We start from the raw sequence: 26,566 nt of genomic DNA on the forward strand, positions 1-26,566 counted from the left end.
TCGCGCGGCGGCGACCTGGGCAGCCATCGAGTCTAGACGCCGGCACCGACGTCGCTCAGACCAGGCCGCGCCGCACGGCCTCGACCCCGGCCTGGAGCCGGGACTGGGCGCCGAGCCGCTCCATGACGACCCGGACCCGCCGCTCGACGGTGCGCACGCTCACCCCGAGCTGGCGGGCGACGTTGGCGTCCGATGCGCCGGCGGCGAGCAGGGTGAGGATCGTCTGGTCGCGCTGCGAGTACAGCTCGCCGTCGACGTCGAGGTCGACGGCGGGCAGCGGGAGGCTGCGGGCGTGCAGGCGCTCGACGAGGTTGCCGATGCCGGTGATGAGCGGGCTGTCCCACAGGGAGACCGACCCGGCGCCCGAGGGCTCGATGTTCGTCAGGTCGACGACCGCCTGGAGCCCGTCGACGACGATCGCCGAGAAGGGCACGTCCTCGGCGATCCGCACGTCCTCGCCGGACGCCTGCCGACGGCGCAGGGTCTGCAGGGCGTCGTCGAGCTCGAGCAGGCGCGAGTCGTACACGGCGAGGTAGCGCAGCGGCTGGCCCGCGCTGTCGAGGGTGGCGCTGTCGTGGTCGACCAGGGGCGAGGTGAGCAGCTGGATGCTGCGCTCGCCGTACGCGCGCATCGCGAGGATCGAGCGCTCGGCGCCCGCGACGACGGCGATGCTCGCCGAGCGGATCTCGGCGAGGGAGTCCAAGGTGCTGGCGCGCAGCGGGTTCGTGCGCGCGTCCTCGAGCGCGCGGACCCTGCGGTGGATGAGTCCGAGCTGGGGTGCCGAGGCCCGCACCCGGCGCAGCTGACGCTCGACCTCGGCGGTGTAGGCCGCGAGGGCACCCTCGGGCGGGGGGATCGAGATCGCCCCGTCGTCGACCTCGGCCAGGCCCCGGTGGGTGAGGATCTGCAGCCCGAGGTCGACCTGCGCGGCGCTGATCCCCGCAGCCACCAAGGACTCTCGCGTCGCGGCCGGGTCATGGATGAGCGCGAGGTAGAGCCGGGTGATCTCCTCCTCGGGCATCGCGACGTCGAGGTGGACCGGGAGGTCGGGCGCGGACATGACGAGAAGTATGGCGACTAGCCGACATCGTCGGGAGACCGACAGCGTCAGGTTGATTTCGCCCTCGGATTTGGTCACACTCGCATCTGCTGGCCTTCGGGTCGGCTCGCTGCGCGGGACGTCCCCCCCTGGTCCCGCGCGAGCGATCGGGGCGCGAGGTCGAGCCAGCGAGACCCCCCTGCACGCTGGCTCCTTCGCGCCCCCCTCGCGCATCTCGGCGGGGGCGACCCTCGGGTCGCCCCCGCTGTTCGCGTCCTAGGCTGCGGGGCGTGAAGGTACTCGTCATCGGTTCAGGTGCCCGTGAGCACGCCCTCGTCCGCGCGCTGCTCGTCGACCCCGCCGTGGACGCCGTCGTCGCGGCGCCCGGCAACCCCGGCATCGACGTCGTCGCCCTCTGCGTGCCGGTCGACGCGCAGGACCCGCAGGCGGTGACCGACCTCGCCCGCGAGCACGGCGTCGACCTCGTCGTCGTCGGCCCGGAGGCCCCGCTCGTCGCAGGCGTCGCCGACGCGGTCCGCGCGGCCGGCATCGCGTGCTTCGGCCCCGACCGGGCCGCGGCCACCCTCGAGGGGAGCAAGGCCTTCGCGAAGGAGGTCATGGCCGCCGCCGAGGTGCCGACCGCCCTGGCCCACGTGGCACGCACGGAGGCCGAGCTCGCCGAGGCGCTCGACGCCTTCGGCGCCCCGTACGTCGTCAAGGACGACGGGCTCGCCGCCGGCAAGGGAGTCGTCGTCACCGACGACCGTGGTGCCGCGCTCGCGCACGGCCTGGCCTGCCTGGCGAAGGGGGAGGACGCCCAGGTCGTGGTCGAGGAGTTCCTCGACGGCCCGGAGGCCTCGCTCTTCTGCATCTGCGACGGGCAGCGGGTCGTGCCGCTCGACCTCGCCCAGGACTTCAAGCGCGTCTTCGACGGCGACGAGGGCCCGAACACCGGGGGCATGGGCGCGTACTCACCGCTCGACTGGGCGCCCGAGGGGCTCGTCGACGACGTCGTCGCCCGGGTCGCGCAGCCGGTCGTCGACGAGATGGGGCGGCGGGGCACCCCCTTCGTCGGGGTGCTCTACGTCGGCCTCGCGCTCACCTCGCGCGGGCCTCGGGTCATCGAGTTCAACGTGCGCTTCGGCGACCCCGAGACCCAGTCGGTGCTCGCGCGGCTCGCGACCCCGCTCGGCGGGCTCCTCCACGCGGCGGCCCAGGGCCGGCTCGGCGAGGTCGAGCCGCTGCGCTGGCGCGAGCAGGCGTCGGTGACCGTCGTCGTCGCGGCGGCGGGCTACCCGGCCTCGCCGAGCACCGGCGACCCGATCGGCGGTCTCGAGCTCGTCGGCGACACCGACACCTACGTGCTGCATGCCGGCACAGCCGCCGGCCCGGACGGCACCGTCGTCAGCGCCGGTGGCCGCGTGCTCTCCGTCGTCTCCCTCGGCGCCGACCTCGACGAGGCGCGCGAGCATGCGTACGCCGGCGTCGCGAAGGTCGAGCTCGAGGGCAGCCACCACCGCACCGACATCGCGCTGCGCGCCGCCCGCGGGGAGATCCGCACGCCCCGCTGACCGGTTACCCCCTCCGCCCCCGCCCCCGCCCCCGCCCCCCTTCGCCCCGCCCGCCCCGGCGCCCCCTCGCCCCGCCCGCCCGCTCGGCGTCAGGAGGAGCCGACCCGGTGGGCCGCGGCGGCCCCGACGAGCCCGAGGACGGCGCCGGCGGCGACGACGACGGCGAAGGGGGACCCGGTGAGGTGGTCCGCGTGCGCCGCGACGAGCGCGCCGCCGCCGGCCGTCGCCAGGGCGGTGCCGATGGCGGCGGCGAGCGTCGCGGCGGCGTTGACCTCGCCCTGCCGCTGCGCCGGTGCGAGCTCGACGGTGCGCACGCTGAGCGTGTTCGTCGCGACACCCATGCCGAGCGCGCTCACGCACCACCCGATCATCGAGGGGGCGAGCCCGATCGCGCCGAGGGCGAGCAGGAGCGGTCCGGTCGCCCCCGCGGCCATGAGCAGCAGGCCGGCGCGCAACCGCTGGACCGCGCTCGTGCGCTCGCGGACGGCGTCGCCGCTCGCCACGCTCGAGCCGAGGGCCCAGCACACCCCGGTCACCGCCAGGCTCGTCCCGGCCAGCCGTGGCCCGGTGCCGTGGACCTCGACGAGGAGCAGCGGGAGGTAGGTGCCCATCGCGGCGAAGGTCGCACTGACGAGCAGGCGCAGTCCGACCGCCGCGGGGATGCCGGCCGAGAGCGTCGCCGTGCCGGCGGGGAGCAGCCGGCGCCCGGCGAGGACGAGCACGACGGCTCCGGCGGCCGCCGTCGGAGCGGCGAGGGTGGACGTCGCCCATGCAGCTGTGCCCCAGGTGAGGGCGCCGACGGCGGCGGCGACGAGCAGCGCGGCCCCGACCGTCGCGCGGTCCCGAGCGCTCCACCGGCCACCGGGGCGGGGGAGGGCGTCGCGCAGCGCGGTGAGCAGAGGCGGCAGCGCGACGGCGAGGAGGACGAGCGGGGTGATGAAGACCGCCCGCCACCCCCAGTGCTCGGCGACGAGCCCCGCGGCGAAGGGGCCGAGCAGCGAGGGCAGCACCCACGCCACGGCGAAGCCGGCGAAGACCCGGGCGCGCAGGTGCTCGGGCACGACGTCGGCGACGAGCACGACGAGACCGATGTCGAGCAGCCCCTCGGCGACGCCGGAGGTCGCGCGGCCGAGCAGCAGCACCGGCATCGACGGGGCGAGCCCGGTGAGCACCTGCGCGACGACGAAGGTGACGACCCCGGTGAGGATGAGCGCGCGCGGGCCGCGGTGGTCGCCGAGGACCCCCGCGACGGCGGTCGCGACGAGGAAGGTCAGGCTCGAGACGCCCGTCGCCAGCCCGTACCACTGCAGCCCGTCGAGCTCGCGGGCGACGACGGGCAGGACGGTCGTGACCGCCCTGTTCTCGTAGGCGCCGAGGGTGACGACGCACAGGGCGGCGAGCACCATCGGCAGGTGGGCGGGTGACAGGAGGCGGTCGCGCGGGGGCGTGTGGACGTCGGCGGGCGCCGTCGCGGGGGGTGTGGTGGGGGACTCGGCGGTCATGCCGCTGATGCTCGATGCTCAAGCGCGCTTGAGGTCAACCGCTATCGTCGGGGCGTGGACCAGCGGCACAAGGACGACCTGCTCCCCGTCGGCGAGATCGCGCACCGCGCGGGCATCAGCGTGCCGACGGTGCGCTTCTACGAGGAGCGCGGGCTCATCGCCTCGACCCGCACGGCGGGCAACCAGCGCCGCTTCGCGCGCCACACCCTGCGCCGCATCGCCTACGTGCGCGCGGCGCAACGCTTCGGGCTGAGCCTGGCCGAGATCCGTGAGGCGCTCGACACGCTCCCCGCCGACCGGGCCCCGACGAAGGGGGACTGGGCTCGCCTCTCGCGGCGCTGGCACGACGTGCTCCAGGAGCGCATCGAGGCGCTCGAGCGGCTGCGCGACACGACGGACGGCTGCATCGGGTGCGGCTGCCTGTCGACCACCCGGTGCCCGATCTACAACACCGACGACGAGCTCGCCGCCACCGGCTCGGGCGCCCGACGCTGGCCCGACGCCCTGCGCGAGGGGTGAGCGGGTCCCCTTCGCCCCCGCCTACCCACCCGTAAGCGGGGTGATCACCCCACCTACGGGTGGGTAGCCGGGTGCCAGGATGGCGCCAGCCGACCGAAGGGGGACCCGTGACGACCACGACCGACGACGCCAGCCCGTACCGCCTCGAGGGGAGACCCCGCTCGCGCGGGCTCGCCCGCGCGCTCTCGCCGCTCGTCGCGGTCGCGCCGTGGCTCCTCACCGTCGCGGGGATCGCTCTCGCCGGGGAGTGGCAGCGCGGCGTCTACGCCCGAGGCGAGCGGTCGCTCGGCCTGCTGCTCGCCGCGCTCGTCGTCCTCCTGCTCGCTGCCCTGCTGTGGGCGGCGGTCACCGCGTGGTCCTCGGTCGGCACCGTCCTGGCGGGCGTGCTCACCGTCGTGCTCGCGCTGGCTCTCGGCGCACCGGGGCCGGTCTCCCGGGCGATCAGCCAGAGCGTCCTCGAGGCCGGTCTGCCCTACCGCGCCTACGCCGTGCTCGTCGCGCCCGTGCCCTTCCTCGTCCTGGGCACCACCCTCGTCGCCGCCGGCCTCGCGGCCGCCGCCGTCCGCCGCCTGCGCTGACCCCCCCGTCGCCCTCCCTCCCCCTTCGCCTCCGTCCTGATCTCCGCCTACCCCTCCGTACGTGGGGTGATCACCCCACGTACGGAGGGGTAGGCGGAGGTCGAGGCGGGTGGGGTGATCGCGGACCTGCTGCTCGGGTGAGGGCGAGTCACGGCAGGATGGGCGCATGGCTGACGGCTCGCACCCCACCCTGCCCGGCTTCGCGCACGTCTACTCGGGCAAGGTCCGTGACCTCTACGCACCGCTCGACGACGCGGGCGAGGCGCGCGCGGACCGGCTGCTCCTCGTCGCGAGCGACCGGATGAGCGCCTACGACTTCGTCCTCGACAGCCCCATCCCCGACAAGGGCGCGGTGCTCACGCAGCTCTCGCTGTGGTGGTTCGACCAGCTCGCCGATCTGCTGCCTCACCACGTCGTGAGCACGGACGTGCCCGACGAGGTCGCCGGCCGCTCGGTCCTCGTCGAGCGGCTCGACATGCTGCCCGTCGAGTGCGTCGCCCGCGCCTACCTCACCGGCGGCGGGCTCTCCGAGTACGAGGCGACGGGCTCGGTGAGCGGTGTCGCGCTGCCCGAGGGCCTCGTCGACGGCTCGCGCCTGCCCGAGCCGGTCTTCACCCCCTCGACGAAGGCGCCGATGGGCCAGCACGACGAGCCGATCCCCTTCGAGGGCGTCGTCGCCGAGATCGGCCCTGAGCTCGCCGAGCGCGTGCGCGATCTCACGATCGCGATCCTCGCGCGCGGCAACGACGTCGCCGCCGAGCGCGGGATCCTGCTCGCCGACACGAAGGTCGAGTTCGGCCTGCGCGGTCTCGACCTCGCGCCCGGCGAGGACCTCGGCGAGGCGATCCGCGCGCGCGGCGCCGCCTGCGAGATCGTCCTCGCCGACGAGGTGCTCACCCCCGACAGCTCGCGCTTCTGGCCGGCCGACGCGTGGGAGCCCGGCCACCCCCAGCCCAGCTACGACAAGCAGTACGTCCGCGACTGGCTCACCTCCGTCGCCTCCGGCTGGGACCGGCACTCGGGCGAGGCTCCGCCGGCTCTGCCGGACGAGGTCGTGGCCGCCACCCGCGCCCGCTACGTCGAGGCCTACGAGCGGCTCACCGGCACCCCCTTCGTGCCCGCGGGGCGCTGACCGCCCGAGCACGACGAAGGGGGCGTGGACGGCTGTCCACGCCCCCTTCGTCATGGGTCGTCGAGACGTCAGTCCACGACGACGGGCTCGGGGAAGGTCTGCTCCCCGGCCCCCTTCGGCAGCTCGGTCATCTCCGCGATCTCCGGAGCGGTCTTGCGGGCCCGCTCCTCGCGGGTCGGGAAGGCCGGGGTCTCGGCCGCGCACGTCCGGTCGCGCGCGGGCGAGGAGCCACTGACGAGGTAGGTGTCGACGGCCTTGGTGACGCAGCTCGAGACGCCGTAGGCGGTGTGGCCCCACGAGTCGCTGGACACGAGGCGCGAGCGGCCGAGGATCTTGCGGGTCTCGACGGCGCCGGTGTACGCGGTGGCGGGGTCCCAGTAGTTGCCGACGATGAGCACGCCCTTGGGCGTGTACCGGTCGTACGGGCCGACGTAGGCGTCCTCGTCCTGGCCGGTGAAGGCGTCACCGGCGCAGCCGGAGGAGCTCCACAGCCAGGCCTTCCCGAAGTGCGGGGCCGTCGTCTGAGCCTGGGTGTCGTACCGCGGGTAGTCGGCCAGGCGGGTCGTCTCCTGCGAGTCCGTGCACGTCACGGACAGGAAGGCGTCGTAGGAGTTGTCGTACATGGCGCGAGCCGGCGCACCGACCGCGTCGTCGACCGCCGCGAGGAGGACCTGCCGCGTCGCGCGGGTCGGCTTCGGGGTCTTCGCCCGGCCGCCCTGCGCCTCGGTGGCGGCGTAGTCGAGCTCGGTGAGGATGGCGTCGACCTGCGTCGGGGCGTCGGACCCGTACATGACGCTGAGGAGCGCGCCGATCATCGTGGGGTAGTCGACCGTGAACTTCTGGCCGCTGTCGGGGTCTCTCAGCACGAGCGGCGTGCGCTGGACCTGGGCGACGAGGGCGTCGAAGCGCTTGCGCGTGTCGCCGACGGCGGCGAACTCGCAGCGCGGGTCACCGGCCTTCTGGCACTCGGCGAGGACCTGCTTCATCGCCTTCCACGCGCCCTTGCCCGAGCCGAGGCGGAAGTCGAGCGGACGGCTCTTGTTCCACGGCGTGCCCGACCAGGAACGGGGGTTGATCGTGCCGTCGATGACGATCGAGCGGAAGTTCGAGGGGAACATGTTCGCGTACGTCGCGCCGAGCTGCGTGCCGTACGAGAAGCCCATGTAGCTGAGCTTGCCCTGGCCGAGGGCGCGCCGGACCATCTCCATGTCGCGGGCGACCTCGGCGGTCGACATGGCCGTGGCGAGCTTGTTGGTGGAGCAGGCGCGGGCGATCTTCTTCATCGAGCCCATGTAGCGCTGCTGCTTCGTCCACCCGACGGGGAAGACGTCCTCGAGCGGCGCGAAGGTCGACTGCTGCTGCCAGGGCTGCAGGCAGCGCACGTTGTCGCTCGCGCCGATGCCGCGCGGGTCCACCCCGACGACGTCGAAGCTCTTGCGGATCGTCGGGCTGGCCCACCTGCTCGCCGCCTGGGCGAGGTCGGTCGAGGACCCGCCGGGCCCGCCGGGGTTGACGAAGAGGGTGCCCACCCGCTTGCCGGTGGCCTTCGTGCGCAGCACGGCGACCTTGGTCTTCGGGCCCTTGGGGTTGTCGTAGTCCAGCGGGAGGTCGACGGTGGCGCACTCCGAGGTCGCGTAGCACCGGAACCATTTCAGCTTCGGCGTCGGCGTCTTGTTGAGCTTGGCGTTCTCGGAGGGCTTCGTCGCGGTGCTCGCGGCGGCGGCGCTCGGTGCGCTGCTCGTCGAGGGTGCCGCGCTCGCCGTGGCGAGCGTGCCGGCGAGCATCGAGGCGGCGACCGCCCCGACGACCAGCGTGCGTGGTGCTCTCATGATCGGTGGTTCCCCTGCTTCTTCGGTGGGCGCCGACGGCGCTCAGACGCCGCCCAACGTAGTGGGGCGGCGCGCCGGGCACATGCACATCCGCGCGATCGGGCCCGGGCGCGCAGGCGAGGGTGACCGTCCGCACACGACGAAGGGGGCGTGGACGGCTGTCCACGCCCCCTTCGCCCGGGTGGCCGTCGCTCAGCGCACGACGGTCGGCTCCGGGAAGGACTGGCCCGCCGGGGCCTTCGGCAGCTTCTTGGTCTCGGCGACCTGGGGCGCGCTGACCCGGGCCTCCTCCTCACGGGTGGGGAAGGCCGGCGACTCCGCCGGGCAGGTGCGGTCGCGCAGCGGCGAGGCGCCGGTGACGAGGTAGGTGTCGACGGCCTTCGTCGCGCAGGCGGACACGCCGTAGGCGGTGTGGCCCCACGAGTCGCTGGAGACGAGGCGGGAGCGGCCGAGGACCTTGCGGGTCTCGACGGCGCCGGTGTAGGCGGTGGCGGGGTCCCAGTAGTTGCCGACGATGAGGACACCCTTGGGCGTGTACCGGTCGTAGGGGCCGACGTAGGCGTCCTCGTCCTGGCCGGTGAAGGAGTCGCCGGCGCAGCCGGAGGAGCTCCACAGCCAGACCTTGCCGAAGTGCGGCGCCGTCGTCTCGGACTGCGTGTCGTACCTCGGATAGTCCGACAGGCGGGTCGTCTCCTGCGAGTCCGTGCAGGTCACCGACAGGAAGGCGTCGAGCGAGCTGTCGTAGGCGAAGTCGCGGCGGGGCACCCCGGTCGCCTTCGAGACGGCGGCGAGGAAGGCCTTGCGGGTGGCCTTGGTCGGGGCCGGGGTCTTCGCCGTGCCGCCCTGAGCCTCGGTGGCGAGGTAGTCGAGCTCGGTGAGGAGCGAGTCGACGAACTGCGGGGCGTCGGACGAGTACATCGCGCTGAGCAGGGTCCCGACCATCGTCGGGTAGTCGATGGAGTACTTCTCGCCCGTGTAGGGGTCCACGACCGGCAGGGGCTTGCGCTCCAGCTGTGCCGCGAGCTCGTCGAAGCGCTTGCGGGTGTCGCCGACGGCGGCGAAGTCGCACCGGTCCTCGCCGGCCTTCTGGCACTCGGCGAGGATCTGGCGCATCGCCGTCCACGCGCCCTTGCCGGAGCCGAGGCGGAAGTCGAGCGGTCGGCTCTTGTTCCACGGCATGCCGGACCAGGAGCGCGGGTTGATGGTGCCGTCGATGACGATCGAGCGGAAGTTCGAGGGGAACATGTTCGCGTAGGTCGTGCCGAGCTGCGTGCCGTACGAGAAGCCGATGTAGCTGAGCTTGCCCTCGCCCAGCGCACGCCGGACCATCTCCATGTCGCGGGCGACCTCGGCAGTCGACATCGCGGTGGCGAGCCTGTTGGTGGAGCAGGCGCGGGCGATCTTCTTCATCGAGCGGATGTAGCGCTGCTGCTTCGTGTAGCCGACGGGGAAGGCAGCGGCGAGCGGGGCGTACGTCTCGTCCTGCTCCTCGACGGGCAGGCACTGCACGGTGTCGCTGAAGCCGATGCCGCGCGGGTCGACACCGACGACGTCGAAGTTCTTGCGGATGGTCGGGCTGGCCCACAGGTCGGCGAAGTAGGCGAGCTCGGTGGCTGAGCCGCCGGGGCCACCGGGGTTGACGAAGAGCGTGCCGAGGCGCTTGCCGGTCGCCTTGGTGCGCAGGACCGCGACGTCGGTCTTCGGGCCCCTGGGGTTGTCGTAGTCCAGCGGCAGCGCGACCTTCGCGCACTCGGCGCCGCCGTAGCAGCTGAACCAGCGCAGCCGTGGCGTCGCGGTCTTGTCGAGCTTGGCGTTCTCGGACGGCTTCGCCGCGGTGCTCGCGGCGGCGGCGCTCGGTGCGCTGCTCGTCGTGGGCGCGGCGCTCGCCGTGGCGAGCGTGCCGGCGAGCATCGAGGCGGCGACCGCCCCGACGACCAGCGTGCGTGGTGCTCTCATGATCTGTCCCCTGCTCTGCCGTGAGCGCCGGCGGCGCCCGGTGCGCGTCAACGTAGTGGCCCCCGCCCCGGTCCGCACGGCGAGCGGTTGAGCCGCCACCAGGTGGACATCTCAGGGCCGTCTGGGCAGCGCGTGATCGGCGCCCGACCGCCTCCGGCTGGCTAGCCTGCGGCCATGACGGGGGACGAAGGGGGAGCCCGCCGCGCCCCACGGGAGCGGCGCGTGTCGGAGAGCGACGACGTCTTTCGCACGTCGGGGTCGACGGGGCGTCGGGGCGAGCCCCGCGCCGGCGCGCGACGGCCCCGGTCGGGCGCGTCGTCGCCTGCGACGCCGCAGGGGTCGTCCCCGTCGCGATGGACCGACCCGGCGCCGACGAGCGGGGTGTGGGACCCGCGCGGAGCGACCCCCGAGCAGCGGCGTGAGGTGTACGAAGACACGCTTCGGCGGAGCAGGGGATGGTCATGGGGTGCTCTCGTCCTGGCGGCCGTCTTCTTGCTGGGCTCGGTGTGGTCCGCATCCGACGGAGACGTGCAGCTCTTCCCCACCCTCGCGCAGGGCCTCCTGTGGGCGAACCTCGCCGTCGCCGGTGCGGTGCGTGCCCGCCGTATCGGCGACATCCTCGGGTCGGACCCGGAGGAGCCCGTCGAGCAGGTGATGGCACGGGCGAAGGAGGTCAACGCGCACGACGTCTTCCCGGCGCTCGCCATCTTCGACGCGACGTGCGCGGTGCTCGTGCTGCTCCTCGCCCCGGCTGTCTGGCCGCTGGCCGCTGCTGCCTCCGCGACCGCCGTGCTCTTCGCCGTCGCCTGGTGGCGGGCCCGTCGACGCGGTGACCACGACTCGGCCGTGGTCGACCCCCCTTCGGCCCGTCGATAGACTCGCTCGAAGGCCCCCCGAACCCTCTCCACAGGAGCCCCAGTGGGACGCATCGTCGTCGACGTCATGCTCAAGCCAGAGATCCTCGACCCCCAGGGCCAAGCGGTCCGCGGCGCGCTCCCGCGCCTGGGGCTCACGGACTTCACCGACGTGCGGCAGGGCAAGCGCTTCGTGCTGTCCGTCGACGGCGAGGTCACGCCCGAGCACCTCGCCCGCGCCCGTGAGGCCGCCGAGACCCTGCTCTCCAACCCCGTCATCGAGGACGTCGTCGACGTCCACGAGCTCGTCCACGACGAGCCCGAGCAGGCCCCGCTCACCGGCGAGGGCGCCCGGTGAAGATCGGCGTCGTCACCTTCCCCGGCTCGCTCGACGACCACGACGCCCGGCGCGCGGTCGACCTGTGCGGCGGCGAGGCCGTCGCCCTCTGGCACCGTGACGCCGACCTGCGCGGCGTCGACGCCGTCGTCATCCCCGGCGGCTTCTCCTACGGCGACTACCTGCGCGCCGGTGCCATCTCCCGCTTCGCGCCCGTCATGACCGAGGTCGTGCGCGGCGCCGAGGCGGGCATGCCGGTGCTCGGCATCTGCAACGGCTTCCAGATCCTGTGCGAGTCGCACCTCCTGCCCGGCGCGATGATCCAGAACGACCACCGCACCTTCGTGTGCCGCGACCAGCGCCTGCGCGTCGAGTCGACGAGCACCGCGTGGACCGGCGACTTCGAGGACGGCGAGGAGATCACCATCGTCCTGAAGAACCAGGACGGCCAGTTCGTCGCCGACGCCGACACCCTCGACCGGCTCGAGGGCGAGGGCCGCGTCGTCTTCCGCTACCTCGGCGCCAACCCCAACGGCAGCTACCGCGACATCGCCGGCATCTCCAACGCGCGCGGCAACGTCGTCGGCCTCATGCCCCACCCCGAGCACTGCGTCGAGGAGGGCTACGGCCCGAGCCTGGACGGCCGGCGCTTCTTCACCTCCGTCCTGCAGGAGATGGTCTCCGCGTGAGCACGCTCGACACCGTCGCCCACGCCGGGCAGACCCCCGACCTCGACCAGCCCTGGGCCGACCTCGGTCTCAAGGAGGACGAGTACGCCCGGATCCGCGAGATCCTCGGCCGCCGCCCGACGATCGCCGAGCTCGCGATGTACTCGGTCATGTGGTCTGAGCACTGCTCGTACAAGTCGAGCAAGGTCCACCTGCGCCGCTTCGGCGACCTGCCGCAGACGACGCCGCTCGGCGACACCCTCGCCGGCATCGGCGAGAACGCCGGCGTCATCGACGTCGGCCAGGGCTGGGCGGTGACCTTCAAGGTCGAGTCGCACAACCACCCGAGCTACGTCGAGCCCTACCAGGGCGCCGCGACCGGCGTCGGCGGCATCGTCCGCGACATCATGGCGATGGGCGCCCGCCCGGTCGCCGTCATGGACCCGCTGCGCTTCGGCGCCATCGACCACCCCGACACCGCCCGGGTCCTGCCCGGCGTCGTCAAGGGCATCGGCGGCTACGGCAACTCCCTCGGCCTGCCCAACGTCGGCGGCGAGATCGTCTTCGACGAGTGCTACCAGGGCAACCCGCTCGTCAACGCCCTGTGCGTCGGCACGCTGCGCCACGAGGACCTCCACCTCGCCAAGGCCTCCGGCGCCGGCAACAAGGTCGTCCTCTTCGGGGCGAAGACCGGCGGCGACGGCATCGGCGGCGTCTCGGTCCTCGCGTCGGAGACCTTCGACGAAGGGGGACCGACGAAGCGCCCCGCCGTCCAGGTCGGCGACCCCTTCGCCGAGAAGGTCCTCATCGAGTGCTGCCTCGAGCTCTACCGGGCCGGTGTCGTCGAGGGCATCCAGGACCTCGGCGGGGCGGGCCTGTCCTGCGCGACCTCCGAGCTCGCCTCGGCGGGCGACGGCGGGATGAGTGTCGAGCTCGACCGGGTCCCCCTTCGCGACTCCACGCTGCGGGCCGAGGAGATCCTCATGTCCGAGAGCCAGGAGCGGATGATGGCCGTCGTCGCGCCCGACCAGGTCGACGCCTTCATGGCGATCACCGACCGGTGGGACGTCGAGGCCACGGTCCTCGGCGAGGTCACCGGCACCGGCCGGCTCGTCATCACGTGGCACGGCGAGACGATCGTCGACGTGCCGCCGCGCTCCGTCGCCCACGACGGCCCCGTCTACGACCGTCCGATGGCCCGGCCGCAGTGGCTCGACGCCGTCCAGGCCGACTCGAGCGCCTCGCTGCCGCGCCCCGGCACCGACGAGCTGGGCCAGGTCGTCCTCGACCTGCTCGCCTCGCCGAACCTGTGCGACAAGTCGTGGGTCACCGACCAGTACGACCGCTACGTCCTCGGCAACACCCGCCAGGCGATGCCCGCTGACGCCGGTCTCGTGCGCATCGACGAGCGCACCGGTCTCGGCATCGCCGTCTCGACGGACTGCAACGGCCGCTTCGGCCGGCTGGACCCGTACGCCGGCGCGCAGCTCGCGCTCTCGGAGAGCTATCGCAACGTCGCGACGACCGGCGCGCTGCCGCTGGCCGTCACCGACTGCCTCAACTTCGGCTCGCCGGAGGACCCCGAGGTCATGTGGCAGTTCGAGCGCGCGGTCGCCGGCCTCTTCGACGCCTGCCTCGAGCTCGGCATCCCCGTGACCGGCGGCAACGTCTCCTTCTACAACCAGACCGGCGACGTCGCGATCCACCCGACGCCCGTCGTCGGCGTCCTCGGCGTCATCGAGGACGTGGCGAAGGGGGTCGGCGCCGGCTTCGCGCACGACGGCCAGGTCGTCCTCGCCCTCGGTCGCACCCGCGACGAGCTCGACGGCGGCGAGTGGGCGCACGCCCTGCACGGCCACCTCGGCGGCGTGCCGCCGCAGGTCGACCTCGCTGCGGAGAAGGCGCTCGCCGACTTCTTCGTCGCCGCGGTGCGCGCCGGTGTGCTCACGAGCTCGCACGACGTCTCCGACGGCGGTCTGGCGATCACCCTGGCCGAGTCCGCGCTGCGGCACGGCGTCGGCGCGAGCCTCGACCTCACCCCCGTGTGCGAGCGCGACGGGGTCGACCTGACGACCGCCCTGCTCTCCGAGTCGGTCGCCCGCGCGGTCGTCACCGTCGCCGACGAGCAGTCGCTCGCGACCGTGGTCAACCTCGCGGCGGAGCACGGGGTGCCCGTCGCGCGGGTCGGCACGACCGGCGGGTCGACCCTCAAGGTCAAGGGAGCCCTCGAGCTCGAGGTCGACGCGATGCGCCTGGCGCACACGGCGACGATGCGCTCGTACTTCGCGTCCTGACACCCGCACGACCGGCCGTCTGACCCGCGGGTCAGACGGCCGTCGTGCGTCCGGGGGTGCGCGACGACGCGAGCCGCTCCGCCACGACGACGACGAGCAGGGCGAGCGCGGCCATGCCCGCGCCGACCCAGATCGGCGAGGTGTAGCCCAGGCCCGCCGCGATGGTCGTGCCGCCGATCCACGCGCCGATCGCGTTGCCGACGTTGAAGGCCGCGATGTTCGCCCCCGAGGCGAGCGTGCGCGCCTGCCCGGCGTGGCTCATGACTCGCATCTGCAGCGGCGGCACTGTGGCGAAGCCGAAGCCGCCCATGAGCACGAGCGCGACGACCGTGAGCACCTGCGACGACGCGGTGAGCGCGAAGCCGGTCATGACGACGGCGAGCATCCCGAGGGTGACGACGAGGGTGCGCGGCACCGAGACCTGCGCGGCGCGCCCGCCGAGCGCGTTGCCGGCGAGCAGCCCGACGCCGAAGAGCACGAGCAGCCACGGCACGGTCGTCGCGGCGAAGCCGGACACACCGGTGAGCGTGTACGCGATGTAGGTGAAGGCGCCGAACATCCCGCCGAAGCCGAGCACGGTGACGAGCAGGGAGAGCCAGACCTGAGAGGACCCGAAGGCGGTGAGCTCTCGGCGAAGGGAGGTCGTCCCCTCCTCCTCGCCGGCCCCCTTCGGCACGAGGAGCGCGATCGACGCGAGGGCGACGACGCCGATGACGGTGATCGCCCAGAAGGTCGAGCGCCAGCCGAGCTGCTGGCCGAGCAGGGTGCCGAAGGGGACGCCGAGGACGTTCGCCGCGGTGAGACCGGTGAACATCACGGCGATCGCGCCGGCCTGGCGCTGCGGCGGCACGAGGGAGGCGGCGACGACCGAGCCGATGCCGAAGAAGGCGCCGTGGCACAGCGCCGCGAGGACGCGACCGGCCAGCATGACGGCGTACGTGTCGGCGAGCGCCGACAGGGCGTTGCCCGCGACGAAGAGGACCATGAGGGCGAGGAGCACCTGGCGGCGCGGCAGCCGGGTCACCGCGGCGGTGAGCCCGAGCGCCCCGACGGCCACGGCTAGTGCGTAGCCGGAGATGAGCCAGCCGGCGGTGGCCTCGTCGACGGCGAAGTCCGCGGCCACCTGCGGCAGCAGGCCCGCGATGACGAACTCCGTGAGGCCGATGCCGAAACCGCCGACCGCGAGGGCGACGAGCCCCGCGGGGATGCGTCGGGCCGGCGCCCCGTCTCCGGTTTCAGGAGCAGGTAGTGAGCGTGTGCAAGTAGTTTCCACGCGGTTGAAGGTAGTTGCACACGCGGACTACTGCAAGTCGTTGATAAACTCGGCGCCATGGGTATCGCTGATGACGCCGTGGAGATCCGGGCCCGGGGGTGGCGCACGCTCGCCGCGCTCCACGGGCTCGTCGAGACCGCCATGGAGCGCGAGCTGCAGCGCGAGCACGGCATCTCCGTCGTCGAGCTCACCGTCCTCGACGCGCTGGACCGCCAGGACGGGTGGCACATGAGGATGCAGCAGCTCGCCCGGGCCGCCGCCCTGTCGAGCAGCGCGACCACCCGGCTCGTGACCCGGCTCGAGGACCGCGGTCTGCTGACCCGCGTCCTGTGCGCCGACGACCGCCGCGGCATCTACACCGAGCTCACCCCGGCGGGCCGCGACGCGTTGCGCGAGGCCCTGCCCACCCACGACCGGGTCCTGTCCGAGACGCTGGCCACGGCGTCGGGGCGTCCCGAGCTCGCCCCGCTCGTCGAGGCCCTCCACGCCCTGCCGGCCGCCCCGGAGCCCGCCGATGCCTGAGTCCGCGATGCCTGAGCACCCGATGTCTGAGCCTCATGGGCCCGCGGGTCTGGTGATCTTCGACTGCGACGGTGTGCTCGTCGACTCCGAGCGCCTCAACGTGCGCACCTGGCGCCGGATGACGACCGACCTCGGTCTCGACCTCACCGACGAGGACGTCGTGCACACCTTCGTCGGCAAGGCCTACGCCGACAACAGGGTGCGCCTCACCGAGCTCGTCGGGCGTGATCTCGACCCCGCCTGGGAGCGTCGTTTCCGGGCGGAGTTCCGCGCGAGCCACGCCGAGCTCGAGATCATCCCCGGGGCCCGGCACGCGCTCGAGGCCTGCGTCGCGGGCGGTCTCGAGGTGTGCGTCGCGTCGGGGTCGATGCGCCAGGCGCTCGAGTACAAGCTCGAGGCGACCGGGCTCGCCGGGCTGCTGCCGCCGTCGGCCCGCTTCAGCAGCGAGGAGGTCGAGCGCGGCAAGCCCGAGCCCGACGTCTTCCTCCTCGCCGCCCGCACGACGGGTCACGACCCCTCCCGGTGCGTCGTCGTCGAGGACAGCCTCGCCGGCGTCGCCGCCGGTCGGGCGGCCGGGATGCGGGTCGTCGGCTACGAGTCCGACATGACCCCGCACGCGTGGTTCGCCGACGCCGACGCCGTCGTCACCGACATGGCTCAGGTCCCCGCGGTGGCCGCCGACCTGCTCGCCGGCTGACCCCCTTCGCCCCGGGCCGCGTGATGACGGCCGATGGGGATCATGAGGGGCTTGCCCGAGACGGGGTCGACGATGACCGAGCTCTCGATGCCGAAGACGGCCTCGACGAGCTCGGGGGTGAGGATCTCGCCGGGCTCGCCGCACGCGTGCAGCCCGCCCTCGCGCAGCGCGACGAGGTGGTCGGCGTAGCGGGCGGCGAGGTTGAGGTCGTGCAGGACCATGACGACCGTCGTGCCGCGGCTGCGGTTGAGGTCGGTGAGCAGGTCGAGGACCTCGACCTGATGGCTGACGTCGAGGAAGGTCGTCGGCTCGTCGAGGAGCAGCACGCCGGTCTCCTGCGCGAGGGCCATGGCGATCCACACCCGCTGGCGCTGCCCGCCCGACAGCTCGTCGACGGCCCGGTCGACGAGCTCGACGGTGCCGGTCGCCTCGAGGGCGTGGCCGACGGCCCGCTCGTCCTCGGCGCTCCAGCGGGCCAGGGCGCGCTGGTGCGGGTGGCGACCGCGCGAGACGAGGTCGCCGACGGTGATGCCCTCGGGGGCGATGGGCGACTGCGGCAGCAGGCCCAGATCGCGGGCGAGCTGCTTGGCCGGGGTGCGGTGCACCTCGCGGCCGTCCAGCAGCACGTGCCCCGCGCGGGGCCCGAGGAGGCGCGACATCGAGCGCAGCAGCGTGGACTTGCCGCAGGCGTTCGGCCCGACGATCGCCGTCATCGCCCCGGTGGGCACGGCGAGGTCCAGCCCGGTGATGACGGCGGGCGCACCCGGGTAGCCGACGGTGAGGTCCTCGACGACCAGGCGGGGCTGAGGTACAGGGCTCATGACGTGCCTCCGACGCGGTTGATCCGGACGATGAGGTAGAGCAGGTACGGGGCGCCGAGGATGCCGGTGACGACGCCGACGGGCAGGCGGGTGCCGAAGGCGTGCTGGCCCGCGAAGTCGGCGACGAGCGTCAGCAGGGCGCCGACGAGAGCGGCCGGCACGAGGACCGAGCCGTGCGGGCCGACCACGCGGGCCGCGATCGGCCCGGAGAGGAAGGCGAGGAAGGCGATCGGCCCGGCCGCCGCGGTCGCGACGCAGACGAGCCCCACCGCTGCGACGACGGTGAGCAGGCGCAGCCGCTCGACCCTCACGCCGAGGGCGCTCGCCGCGTCGTCGCCGAGGTGCGAGATCTCGAGCCTGCGCGCCTGGAGGAGCACGACGGTGCCCAGGACGAGCAGGGCCGCGGTGACCGGCACGACCTCCTGCCACCGCGCGCCGTTGAGCGAGCCGGTGAGCCAGCGCAGGGCCTGGAGGATCTGGGTGTTGGTGGCCCGCTCGAGCTGCCAGGCGATGACGCTCTGCATCATCGCCGCGATCCCGATGCCGACGAGGATGAGCCGGGTGCCGGCGGCGGTGCCTCGGCGGTAGGCGACGAGGTACATCGTCAGCGCGACGGCGAGACCGGCGCCGACGGCCAGGCCCGAGACGGTGAGCCCGCTGAGCCCGAAGGACACGATGGCGATGGCGGCCGCGGCGCTCGCGCCCTCGGTGACCCCGATGATGTCCGGGCTGGCGAGGGGGTTGCGCAGCAGGGTCTGGAAGGCCGACCCGGCCAGTCCGAAGCTCAGCCCGACGACCACGGCGAGGCAGGCGCGAGGCAGCCGCAGCTCACCGACGACGAAGCTCGCGCCGGGGACGCTCTCGCCGAGGACGACCCGCAGGACCTCGCCCGGGCTGTAGGTCTTCTGGCCCAGGCAGAGGCTGAGGACGAGGGCGACGAGCACGAGTACCGCGAGCGCGGTGACGACGGCTGCGCGGCGGACGCGTCGTTGCCGGTGTCCGGTGCGCATGAGGTGCACGGTGCGCTCGCTCGGTGCCGGGCGCGGGACCTGGCCCGGGACAGGGGCGGTGGCCGGGGCGCTCACAGCTCACGCACCCGGCGCTGGCGGACGACGGAGATGAAGACGGGGGCGCCGACGAGGGCGGTGATGATGCCGACGTCGACCTCCGAGGGCGGCGCGACGACCCGGCCGAGGACGTCGGCGACGAGGAGCAGGCAGGCACCGCCGAGCGCGGCGAAGGGGAGCAGCCACCGGTGGTCGACACCGACGAGGAGTCGGCAGAAGTGCGGGACGACGAGCCCGACGAAGGCGATGGGCCCGGCGATCGCGGTCGTCGCCGCGGCGAGGACGACGGCGCCGAGGGCGGCGACGAGACGGGTGCGGTGCACGTCCTCGCCGAGCCCGGCTGCCATGTCGTCGCCGAGGCCGAGCATGTTCAGGCCCCGGGCCTTCCAAGCGCACAGGAGCGCACCGACGGCGAGGAAGGGCAGCATCTGCCACAGCTTGTCCGCGGTCGCGCCGCCGACCCCGCCGATCTGCCACGAGACGACGTTCTCGGAGATGTCGGGGCGGGGCAGGACGACGGCGGTGACGAAGGACGTGAGGGCGACGGTGGTCGCTGCGCCGGCGAGGGTGAGCTTGAGCGGAGTGGCGCCGCCGCGCCCGGAGGAGCCGACGCCCCACACGAAGGCCGAGCTGATGGCGGCCCCGAGGATCGCGACCCAGATGTAGCTCGTCGCCGACGCCAGGCCGAACCACGCGATGCCGGTGACGACGGCGAGGGAGGCGCCGGTGTTGACGCCGAGGATGCCCGGGTCGGCGATGGGGTTGCGCGTGATGCCCTGGAGGACGAGGCCCGAGACGGCCAGGGCCGCGCCGGCGAGGGCGGCGAGCGCGGTGCGCGGCACCCGCTTGGCGACGGCCGCCTGGGCGTACGTGTCGGTGGAGCCGGTCGCCCCGGCGACGACGTCGGACCAGCCGACGCCGCGCGAGCCGAGCACGACCGACAGGGCGCACAGCGCGAGGAAGACGACGGCGGTGACGGCCAGCCAGGTGGCACGGACCCGCCGAGAGCGCTGCAGAGGTGCAGCGCTCTCGGCGGGCGACGTGGTGGCCGCGGTCTCGGCCTGGGTCACGCGTGGGTCACTTCGTCGTGTACGCGGCGGCGTCGTCGAGCAGGGTGACGTAGTCGCCGATGAGCGCCGGCAGCGACAGCGCCGTCGGGTTGGCGGCGGTGCCGATCGGCTTCGTGCCGTCGAGGTTGACGATCGCCTTGTTCTTCACGGCCGGGAGCTTCGAGAGCACGGGGTCGCCCTCCAGCGCGCTGATGAGCTCGTCGCCGCCGTAGGTGATGATGACGTCGACGTCGGCGAGCTCGTCGGCCCGCTCGGCGCTCATCGAGCCGGAGAAGTCCTTGCTCTTCCCGCTGGCCTTGACCACGCTCGGCGCGATCTCCATGCCGAGGTCCTCGACGTACTGCGAGCGGGTGTCGGCGGCGCTGTAGAAGTTGATCTCGCTGAGGTCGGACGTGTCGACGTGGGTCATGAACATCGCGGTCGTGCCCTCGAGGTCCGGGTGCTCGGCGAGCGTCTCCTCGATCTGGCCCTCGAGGTCGGCGACGAGCTCCTCGCCCTCCGCTTCCATGCCCAGGCCCTTGGCGTTCTGGACGATCGAGTCGCGCCACGGGGTCGCCCACGGGGCGTCCGGGTAGGCGACGACGGGGGCGATCTTCGAGAGCGTCTCGTAGTCCTCCTTCGACAGGCCCGAGTAGCCCGCGAGGATGACGTCGGGCTCGGTGGACGACACGGCCTCGAAGTCGATGCCGTCGGTCTCGTCGAAGAGCACGGGCGTCTCGGCGCCGAGCTCCTCGAGCTTCTCCGCGGTCCACGGCTGCACGCCGTCGCCGTCGTCGTCGCCCCACGTCATCTTCGACATGCCGACGGGCACGATGCCGAGCGCGAGGGGCACCTCCTGGTTGGCGAAGTCGACCGTGGCGACCCGCTCGGGCTTCTCCTCGATCGTCGTCGAGCCGAAGGCGTGCTCGACGGTCACCGGCTCCCACTCGCTGCTCGCCGAGCCGGACCCGGAGGCCGCGTCGGTCGAGCTCGAGGTGTCGGAGCCGCAGGCGGCGAGGGTGAGGGCGAGGGTGACCGCGGCGGGGGCGGCGAGGCGGGACAGGCGCATGAGGTGAGTCCTTCGGTTAGGTAAGGCTTACCTGAACCGTAGAGCACCTCCGGAGTGCCGCGCGCACCACCCCCTTCGCCGAGGTATGGGGATCGGTCGGCTGAGATGACTGCGGAGGGCAAATTGCCATACCTCGGCGAAGGGGGGAGGGCGAAGGGGGAGGGGGCGGGGCGCGGTCAGCGCACGCGCCACGCGCCGGGGTCGGGCGCGGTGGGCGGGGGCACGTCCTCGCCGTCGTGGATCGGGCGGGCCCCGCCGGCGCGGGCGAGCAGCTCGCCCGGCGTCATGACCCCCGAGGGGAAGGGCCAGCGGCGCAGCTGCCGGGTGATCGCGTCGGCGTCGACCCCGTCGGGGGAGGCCACGAGCACGGCGTTGCCGTAGCGACGGCCCTTGAGCACGTCGCGCAGCGCGACGAGGGCGACCGGGCCGACCCCCTCGCGCATCCCGGCGGCGACCCGCGCGAGGTAGCGCAGCCCCGGGTCGTCGGGGCAGTTCATGAGCAGGACTCCGCCGGGTCGTAGCACCCGCGCGACATCGGCGAAGAACTCCTGGGTCACGAGGTCGGCGGGCACGGCCCCGTCGGCGAAGGCGTCGACGACGACGACGTCCGCGCTCGCGTCGGCGAGGGCGGCCACCCCTTCGCGCCCCCGCTGCGGGCGCACCCGGATCCGGTGCCCGCGGGGCAGCGGCAGCTCGCGGCGGACGAGCTCGGTGAGGGCGGTGTCCGGCTCGAGGACGACCTGGGGCGAGCCCGGACGGGTGGCGTGGACCCAGCGCGGCAGGCTCAGGCCGGCGCCGCCGACGTGGGTGATCGCGACCCGCGGGTGGGCCGGGGCCGGCAGGATGGCGTCGACCACGGCGGCGAGGTGCTGCACGTACTCGAAGACCAGGCCCTCGGGGTCGTCGAGCGAGACGTAGGACTGCGGCTGACCGCCGACGACGACGCTCACACCACCGTGCTCGTCATGGACCAGCTCGACCTCGCTCACGCCCTCACCCTAGGTGTGGGCGAGGATGTGGCCATGCCACGACGGATCAGCGACGAGGACGGCCGCGCCGCCCTGGCCCGGTGGGCCGCGACGGAGAGCCCGGATCGCTCGACGACGGGGACGGCGGTGCGATGGACCCTCACCCTGCTCTCCGAGGCGGCCCCGGGCCGCTCGGTCGAGGTGCGGGTCCCTCCCTTCGGGGCCGTGCAGTGCGTCGAGGGCCCGGTCCACACCCGCGGCACGCCCCCGGCGGTCGTCGAGACCGACGCCGCGACCTGGTTGCGCCTGGCCACGGGCGAGACGGCCTGGGCCGACGCCCAGTCGGCCGGGGCCCTGCGCACCAGCGGCAACCGCACCGACCTCTCCGCCCACCTCCCCCTACGCGAAGGGTGAGTCAGGCGAGCTGGGAGCGGATCGAGTCCATGTGCTCCATGAGGGCGACGGACTCGTCGAGGGGCATGAGCGGCGACTCGGTCTCGCCCGCGGCGACGCGAAGGGCGACCTCGCAGGTCTCGTGGCGCAGCCCGCGGTGCATCTCGACGGGGTCACCGGTCATCTCGTCGAGCACGACGTCGTCGCTGCCGACGAGGCGCATCGTCGTCGGCCCGTAGAACTCGCCGTCGAGCTCGAGGCGGGCCCACCGGCCGGCGATCACCGCGGTCGTCGGCGTGCGCGTCGACATGTCGCACGACAGCGACCCGACCGCGCCGCTCGGGCCGCGGACCGACATCGCGACGCGGGCGTCGACCCCTTCGTCGGTGAGGGTCCCGGCGGCGGCCACCCGGTCGATCCCGCCGAGCACCATCGAGGCGAAGGAGAGCGGGTAGATGCCGAGGTCGAGCAGCGAGCCGCCGGCCAGGGCCGGGTCCGCGAGGCGCCGTGGCCCGTCGGGCCACAGTCGCTGGCCGTGGTCGGCGAGCACGGTGGACAGCTCGCCGAGCAGCCCGAGGTCGAGCACCTGCCGGATGACGTCGTAGTGGGGCAGGAAGCGGCTCCACATCGCCTCCATCCCGAAGACCCCGGCCTCGCGGATCGCCGCGACGAGCTCGCGGGCCTGCGCGGCGTCGGCGGTGAAGGCCTTCTCGACGAGCACGTGCTTGCCGGCGCGCACGGCGAGCAGCGCGTGCTCGAGGTGCTCGCTGTGCGGGGTCGCCACGTAGACGACGTCGACGTCGGGGTCGGTGACGAGATCGACGTACGACCCGTGGGCGCGCACCGGGCCGTGCTCGCGCACGTGGGCGCCGCAGTGCTCGTCGACGAAGGCCTGCGCCCGCTCGAGGTCGCGCGAGCCCACGGCGACGACCTGCTGCTGGGTGCTGCCGTGCTCGCCGACCTCGATCGCGTGCACCATCTCGCTGGCGATCCAGCCCGCGCCGAGCACCCCCCACCGCAGCCCCGGCACCTGTGCCGGGTCGGGCCGGGTCGAGGTCGGCAGCTTCATCTCGGGCACGTCGGCCGTGCGTCGTCCGCTCATCGTCACTCCTGCTCAGGTGGTCGCAGGCGACGCTACTGCCCGCGGTGAGACCATGGAGGGGTGAGACCTGACGACCAGACCGGTGAGACCCCCGTCGTGACGGGGGAGGAGCAGCCCGTGCCCGAGCGCGTGCGCCGCCGTCGGCGGCGCGGGGCCCCGATGGTGTGGCGCTGGATCGGCACCGGGGCGATCATCGGCTTCGCGCTGCTCGGCGCCTACGCGATGACGAGCGACAACGTCAACGAGGCGACCCGGCAGTCGTACTCGGCGACGACGGCTGTCGGCTTCATGGGGATGCTCGGCGCGTGCATCGGGGCGCTCGTCGCCGCCGTCGTGCTCGCGCTCGTCATGGGCCGCGACCGCCGGTAGAGACCTGGGCAGCACGCCCGCTGTGGGAGGATGAGGCACGTGGCTCGCGGAGACGGACAGCTGTCGCACGACCTCATGCCCGGGGAGAAGGGGCCGCAGGACGCCTGCGGCGTCTTCGGGGTGTGGGCACCCGGCGAGGAGGTCGCCAAGCTCACGTACTACGGGCTCTACGCCCTCCAGCACCGCGGCCAGGAGTCGGCGGGCATCGCGACCTCCGACGGTCGCTCGATCCTCGTCTACAAGGACATGGGCCTGGTGAGCCAGGTCTTCGACGAGCGAGCCCTCGGTGCCCTGCGGGGTCACCTCGCGGTCGGCCACTGCCGCTACTCGACGACCGGCGGCTCGACGTGGGAGAACGCCCAGCCCACCCTCGGCGGTCATGACGACGGGACCGTGGCGCTCGCCCACAACGGCAACCTCGTCAACTCCGCCGAGCTGCGCGACCTCGTCGACGCCCGCCTCTCCGAGCGCGGTCGTCCCGCCGAGGACGGCACGTGGCGCGACGCGACGCCCAGCGGTGAGTTGCGCTACGGCAACACGACCGACACCGCGCTCGTCACCGCGCTGCTCTCGGACAACCCCGACCGCACCCTCGAGGCCGCGGCGCTCGACGTGCTGCCGCGCTGCAAGGGCGCCTTCTGCTTCGTCTTCATGGACGAGCACACCCTCTACGCCGCCCGCGACCCGCAGGGCCTGCGCCCGCTCGTCATCGGCCGGCTCGAGCGGGGCTGGGTCGTCGCCTCCGAGACCGCGGCGCTCGACATCGTCGGCGCCTCGATGGTCCGCGAGGTCGAGCCCGGCGAGCTCATCGCCATCGACGAGGACGGCCTGCGCAGCCACCGCTTCGCGAAGGCCGAGCCGAAGGGCTGCGTCTTCGAGTACGTCTACCTCGCCCGCCCGGACACGACGATCAACGGTCGCGCCGTCCACGAGGCGCGGGTCGAGATGGGCCGGGCGCTCGCCCGCGAGCACGCCGTCGAGGCCGACCTCGTCATCCCCACGCCGGAGTCCGGCACCCCCGCGGCGATCGGCTACGCGCAGGAGTCGGGTATCCCCTACGGCCAGGGCCTGGTGAAGAACGCCTACGTCGGCCGGACCTTCATCCAGCCCAGCCAGACGATCCGACAGCTCGGCATCCGGCTCAAGCTCAACCCGCTCAAGGACGTCATCAAGGGCAAGCGTCTCGTCGTCGTCGACGACTCGATCGTGCGCGGCAACACCCAGCGCGCCCTCGTGCGCATGCTGCGCGAGGCCGGGGCCGCCGAGGTGCACGTGCGCATCTCGAGCCCGCCCGTGCGCTGGCCCTGCTTCTTCGGCATCGACTTCGCGACCCGGGCCGAGCTCATCGCCACCGGCCTCGGCACCGCGGAGATCTGCACCTCGCTCGGCGCCGACAGCCTCGGCTACATCAGCGAGGACGGCATGATCGCCGCGACCGAGCAGCCCCGCGAGGCGCTGTGCACCGCGTGCTTCTCCGGCGTCTACCCCATCGAGCTGCCGTCGAGCGAGCGTCTCGGCAAGGGCGTCCTCGAGCTCCAGCTCGGCATCGACGAGCACGCCGACGTCACCGAGGTCGGCACGCTCGACGTCGAGCGCGCGACCCGGGGCTGACCCCTTCGCCCCTCGGCACGGTCTCCCGCCCCGACCGCCCCACCTCCGACGCGAGCTACCACGCAGTACTGGTCGTGATGACGACCAGTACTGCGTGGTAGCTCGGTGGGGCGAAGGGCGAAGGGGGAGTCAGGTCCCCGCGGTGACCGCGGCCGCCTCGACCTCGGAGCCGACCGGCTCCGCGCCGTGGTCGGGCTGGTCGTCGATCGCCCGCACGAGGGTGCGGCCGGTGAGCAGGACCGCGACCCCGAGGAGCACGGCGACCGCGCCGACCCAGAAGGGCAGGTGCGCCGAGCGCTCGCCGAGGACGCCGGCCATCCACGGCGCGACCGCGCCGCCGGCGAAGCGCACGAAGCTGTAGGCGGCCGAGGCCACGCTGCGCTCGACCGGGGCGATCTTCATGACCGTCTCGGTGATGAGCGTGTTGTTGATGCCGAGCAGGGCGCCGCTGGCGATCGTGCCGACGACGAGCACCGGCTTGTGCTCGGTCCACACACCCATGACCGCGAGCACCGCGGCGAAGGCGACGAGCGCCCCGGCCATCCCGGCGAGCGCTCCGACCCGGCGCTGGATGACGGGCGCGACGACGACGGAGAAGACCGCGAGCAGCAGCCCCCACCCGAAGAAGACGAGACCGACCTGGCGCTCGGAGAGGTCGAGCGGGAAGGGGGTGAAGGCGAGCAGGGTGAAGAAGCCGACGTTGTAGAGCAGGGCGGTGAGGCCGACGGTCAGCAGGCCGCGGTGGCGCAGGGCCCGCAGCGGGGCGCCGAGCGAGGTGGGTGGGCCGGCCGGCTCGGTGTCGGGCAGGGTCACCCACGTCACGACGAGGGCGACGAGCATCAGCGCGCTCACGCCGAAGAACGGCCAGCGCCACGAGACGGAGCCCAGGGCCCCGCCCATGAGCGGGCCGGCGGCGATGCCCAGGCCGAGGGCGGCCTCGTAGAGGACGATGGCCTGGCCGACCGACCCCTTCGCCGCCTGGACGATCGTCGCGAGCGCGGTCGCGACGAAGAGCGCGTTGCCCAGTCCCCACACGGCGCGGAAGCCGACGATGCCCCCGATGGAGTCCTGGGCGCCGGCCAGGCCGGCGCCGACGATGATGATCGCGAGGCCGAGCATGAGCGTGCGCTTGGGCCCGATCCGGCTGGAGACCCAGCCGGTGGCGAGCATGGCCACGCCCATGACGGCCATGTAGCTCGTGAAGAGCAGCGAGACCTGCGACGGGGTCGCGCCGAGCTGGTCACCGATGGGCTTGAGGATGGGGTCGACGAGGCCGATGCCCATGAAGGCCACGACGCTCGCGAAGGCGACGGACCAGACGGTCCGGGGCTGACGCCACATGTGAG

The 26,566-nt window shown here is 73.5% G+C and carries 25 protein-coding genes; 13 read left to right on the forward strand and 12 right to left on the reverse strand.

The window, feature by feature from the left end; genetic code table 11:
• Positions 1–55: 55 nt before the first annotated feature.
• The gene (locus LIV55_RS08055; protein ID WP_229299863.1) at positions 56–1,060 is read right to left on the reverse strand and encodes a LuxR C-terminal-related transcriptional regulator; all 1,005 of its coding nucleotides are present in this window, start codon (positions 1,058–1,060) and stop codon (positions 56–58) included.
• Positions 1,061–1,329: 269 nt separating this feature from the next.
• Here LIV55_RS08055 and purD point away from each other — a divergent pair, with 269 nt between their 5' ends.
• Positions 1,330–2,610: a phosphoribosylamine--glycine ligase gene (gene purD, locus LIV55_RS08060; protein WP_229299864.1), complete on the forward strand. Its 1,281-nt coding sequence runs from the start codon at positions 1,330–1,332 to the stop codon at positions 2,608–2,610.
• An 89-nt stretch (positions 2,611–2,699) separates the two neighbouring features.
• On the opposite strand, the gene LIV55_RS08065 is transcribed toward purD, so the two are convergent.
• A complete protein-coding gene (locus LIV55_RS08065; RefSeq protein ID WP_229299865.1) occupies positions 2,700–4,112 on the reverse strand; it encodes an MFS transporter in 1,413 nt (470 codons plus the stop codon).
• A gap of 54 nt (positions 4,113–4,166) precedes the next feature.
• Here LIV55_RS08065 and soxR point away from each other — a divergent pair, with 54 nt between their 5' ends.
• From soxR to LIV55_RS08080, 3 genes are all read left to right on the forward strand, one after another.
• Positions 4,167–4,631, forward strand: a complete 465-nt coding sequence (gene soxR / locus LIV55_RS08070) for a redox-sensitive transcriptional activator SoxR (RefSeq protein WP_229299866.1) — start codon at positions 4,167–4,169, stop codon at positions 4,629–4,631.
• Between the two features lie 107 nt (positions 4,632–4,738).
• Positions 4,739–5,209: a hypothetical protein gene (locus LIV55_RS08075; RefSeq protein ID WP_151914995.1), complete on the forward strand. Its 471-nt coding sequence runs from the start codon at positions 4,739–4,741 to the stop codon at positions 5,207–5,209.
• Positions 5,210–5,375: 166 nt separating this feature from the next.
• Positions 5,376–6,341, forward strand: coding sequence for a phosphoribosylaminoimidazolesuccinocarboxamide synthase (locus tag LIV55_RS08080; protein ID WP_229299867.1), 966 nt, complete (start codon positions 5,376–5,378; stop codon positions 6,339–6,341).
• Between the two features lie 68 nt (positions 6,342–6,409).
• Here the strand turns inward: LIV55_RS08080 and LIV55_RS08085 are convergent, their stop codons facing one another.
• Both LIV55_RS08085 and LIV55_RS08090 read right to left on the reverse strand, forming a co-directional pair.
• Complete coding sequence (locus LIV55_RS08085; RefSeq protein WP_229299868.1) at positions 6,410–8,170, reverse strand: alpha/beta hydrolase; 1,761 nt, start codon at positions 8,168–8,170, stop codon at positions 6,410–6,412.
• Between the two features lie 192 nt (positions 8,171–8,362).
• Complete coding sequence (locus tag LIV55_RS08090) at positions 8,363–10,126, reverse strand: alpha/beta hydrolase (RefSeq protein WP_229299869.1); 1,764 nt, start codon at positions 10,124–10,126, stop codon at positions 8,363–8,365.
• Between the two features lie 528 nt (positions 10,127–10,654).
• Here LIV55_RS08090 and LIV55_RS08095 point away from each other — a divergent pair.
• The 4 genes from LIV55_RS08095 to purL are packed head-to-tail and all read left to right on the forward strand — an operon-like array spanning position 10,655 to position 14,279.
• A complete protein-coding gene (locus tag LIV55_RS08095) occupies positions 10,655–11,002 on the forward strand; it encodes a hypothetical protein (protein ID WP_229299870.1) in 348 nt (115 codons plus the stop codon).
• A 42-nt stretch (positions 11,003–11,044) separates the two neighbouring features.
• Entirely contained in the window at positions 11,045–11,338 is a 294-nt protein-coding gene (gene purS, locus LIV55_RS08100; RefSeq protein ID WP_123093754.1) for a phosphoribosylformylglycinamidine synthase subunit PurS, read from the forward strand.
• Positions 11,335–12,006: a phosphoribosylformylglycinamidine synthase subunit PurQ gene (purQ, locus tag LIV55_RS08105; protein ID WP_191564764.1), complete on the forward strand. Its 672-nt coding sequence runs from the start codon at positions 11,335–11,337 to the stop codon at positions 12,004–12,006. The genes purS and purQ overlap by 4 nt, the downstream gene beginning before the upstream one ends.
• Positions 12,003–14,279 (forward strand): phosphoribosylformylglycinamidine synthase subunit PurL, encoded by a 2,277-nt coding sequence (gene purL / locus LIV55_RS08110; protein ID WP_191564765.1) that lies wholly within the window; start codon positions 12,003–12,005, stop codon positions 14,277–14,279. Before purQ ends, purL begins: the two co-directional genes overlap by 4 nt.
• A 31-nt stretch (positions 14,280–14,310) precedes the next feature.
• Here the strand turns inward: purL and LIV55_RS08115 are convergent, their stop codons facing one another.
• Positions 14,311–15,486: an MFS transporter gene (locus LIV55_RS08115; protein ID WP_191564772.1), complete on the reverse strand. Its 1,176-nt coding sequence runs from the start codon at positions 15,484–15,486 to the stop codon at positions 14,311–14,313.
• A 123-nt stretch (positions 15,487–15,609) separates the two neighbouring features.
• On the opposite strand from LIV55_RS08115, the gene LIV55_RS08120 reads away from it, so the two are divergent.
• Complete coding sequence (locus LIV55_RS08120; RefSeq protein ID WP_229299871.1) at positions 15,610–16,074, forward strand: MarR family winged helix-turn-helix transcriptional regulator; 465 nt, start codon at positions 15,610–15,612, stop codon at positions 16,072–16,074.
• 22 nt (positions 16,075–16,096) lie between these two features.
• Positions 16,097–16,771: an HAD family hydrolase gene (locus LIV55_RS08125; RefSeq protein ID WP_191564767.1), complete on the forward strand. Its 675-nt coding sequence runs from the start codon at positions 16,097–16,099 to the stop codon at positions 16,769–16,771.
• Here the strand turns inward: LIV55_RS08125 and LIV55_RS08130 are convergent.
• The 5 genes from LIV55_RS08130 to LIV55_RS08150 form a co-directional block, all read right to left on the reverse strand.
• Positions 16,732–17,592 carry an ABC transporter ATP-binding protein gene (locus LIV55_RS08130; protein ID WP_191564768.1) on the reverse strand — a complete coding sequence of 287 codons (861 nt, stop codon included), beginning with the start codon at positions 17,590–17,592 and terminating at the stop codon, positions 16,732–16,734. The genes LIV55_RS08125 and LIV55_RS08130 overlap by 40 nt on opposite strands.
• Entirely contained in the window at positions 17,589–18,602 is a 1,014-nt protein-coding gene (locus LIV55_RS08135) for a FecCD family ABC transporter permease (protein ID WP_191564769.1), read from the reverse strand. Before LIV55_RS08135 ends, LIV55_RS08130 begins: the two co-directional genes overlap by 4 nt.
• A gap of 71 nt (positions 18,603–18,673) precedes the next feature.
• Positions 18,674–19,729: a FecCD family ABC transporter permease gene (locus LIV55_RS08140; protein ID WP_123093748.1), complete on the reverse strand. Its 1,056-nt coding sequence runs from the start codon at positions 19,727–19,729 to the stop codon at positions 18,674–18,676.
• A 7-nt stretch (positions 19,730–19,736) separates the two neighbouring features.
• The gene (locus LIV55_RS08145) at positions 19,737–20,777 is read right to left on the reverse strand and encodes an iron-siderophore ABC transporter substrate-binding protein (RefSeq protein WP_191564771.1); all 1,041 of its coding nucleotides are present in this window, start codon (positions 20,775–20,777) and stop codon (positions 19,737–19,739) included.
• Positions 20,778–20,953: 176 nt separating this feature from the next.
• Positions 20,954–21,766, reverse strand: coding sequence for a spermidine synthase (locus LIV55_RS08150; RefSeq protein WP_229299872.1), 813 nt, complete (start codon positions 21,764–21,766; stop codon positions 20,954–20,956).
• 33 nt (positions 21,767–21,799) lie between these two features.
• On the opposite strand from LIV55_RS08150, the gene LIV55_RS08155 reads away from it, so the two are divergent.
• The gene (locus tag LIV55_RS08155) at positions 21,800–22,159 is read left to right on the forward strand and encodes a sterol carrier family protein (RefSeq protein ID WP_229299873.1); all 360 of its coding nucleotides are present in this window, start codon (positions 21,800–21,802) and stop codon (positions 22,157–22,159) included.
• A 1-nt stretch (position 22,160) separates the two neighbouring features.
• Here the strand turns inward: LIV55_RS08155 and LIV55_RS08160 are convergent, their stop codons facing one another.
• On the reverse strand, positions 22,161–23,240 hold the full coding sequence (locus LIV55_RS08160) for a Gfo/Idh/MocA family protein (RefSeq protein ID WP_229299874.1): 1,080 nt from the start codon (positions 23,238–23,240) through the stop codon (positions 22,161–22,163).
• Positions 23,241–23,300: 60 nt separating this feature from the next.
• Between LIV55_RS08160 and LIV55_RS08165 the strand changes: the two genes are divergently transcribed.
• Together LIV55_RS08165 and purF are read left to right on the forward strand one after the other, a co-directional pair.
• Positions 23,301–23,609 carry a hypothetical protein gene (locus LIV55_RS08165; RefSeq protein WP_201467850.1) on the forward strand — a complete coding sequence of 103 codons (309 nt, stop codon included), beginning with the start codon at positions 23,301–23,303 and terminating at the stop codon, positions 23,607–23,609.
• A gap of 39 nt (positions 23,610–23,648) precedes the next feature.
• Positions 23,649–25,220: an amidophosphoribosyltransferase gene (gene purF, locus LIV55_RS08170; RefSeq protein ID WP_123093744.1), complete on the forward strand. Its 1,572-nt coding sequence runs from the start codon at positions 23,649–23,651 to the stop codon at positions 25,218–25,220.
• A gap of 129 nt (positions 25,221–25,349) precedes the next feature.
• On the opposite strand, the gene LIV55_RS08175 is transcribed toward purF, so the two are convergent.
• Positions 25,350–26,561 (reverse strand): MFS transporter, encoded by a 1,212-nt coding sequence (locus tag LIV55_RS08175; RefSeq protein ID WP_229299875.1) that lies wholly within the window; start codon positions 26,559–26,561, stop codon positions 25,350–25,352.
• Positions 26,562–26,566: the final 5 nt, after the last annotated feature.

Origin of the sequence: Janibacter melonis (assembly GCF_020567375.1) — a bacterium.
GTDB classification, from domain to species: Bacteria; Actinomycetota; Actinomycetes; order Actinomycetales; family Dermatophilaceae; genus Marihabitans; species Marihabitans melonis.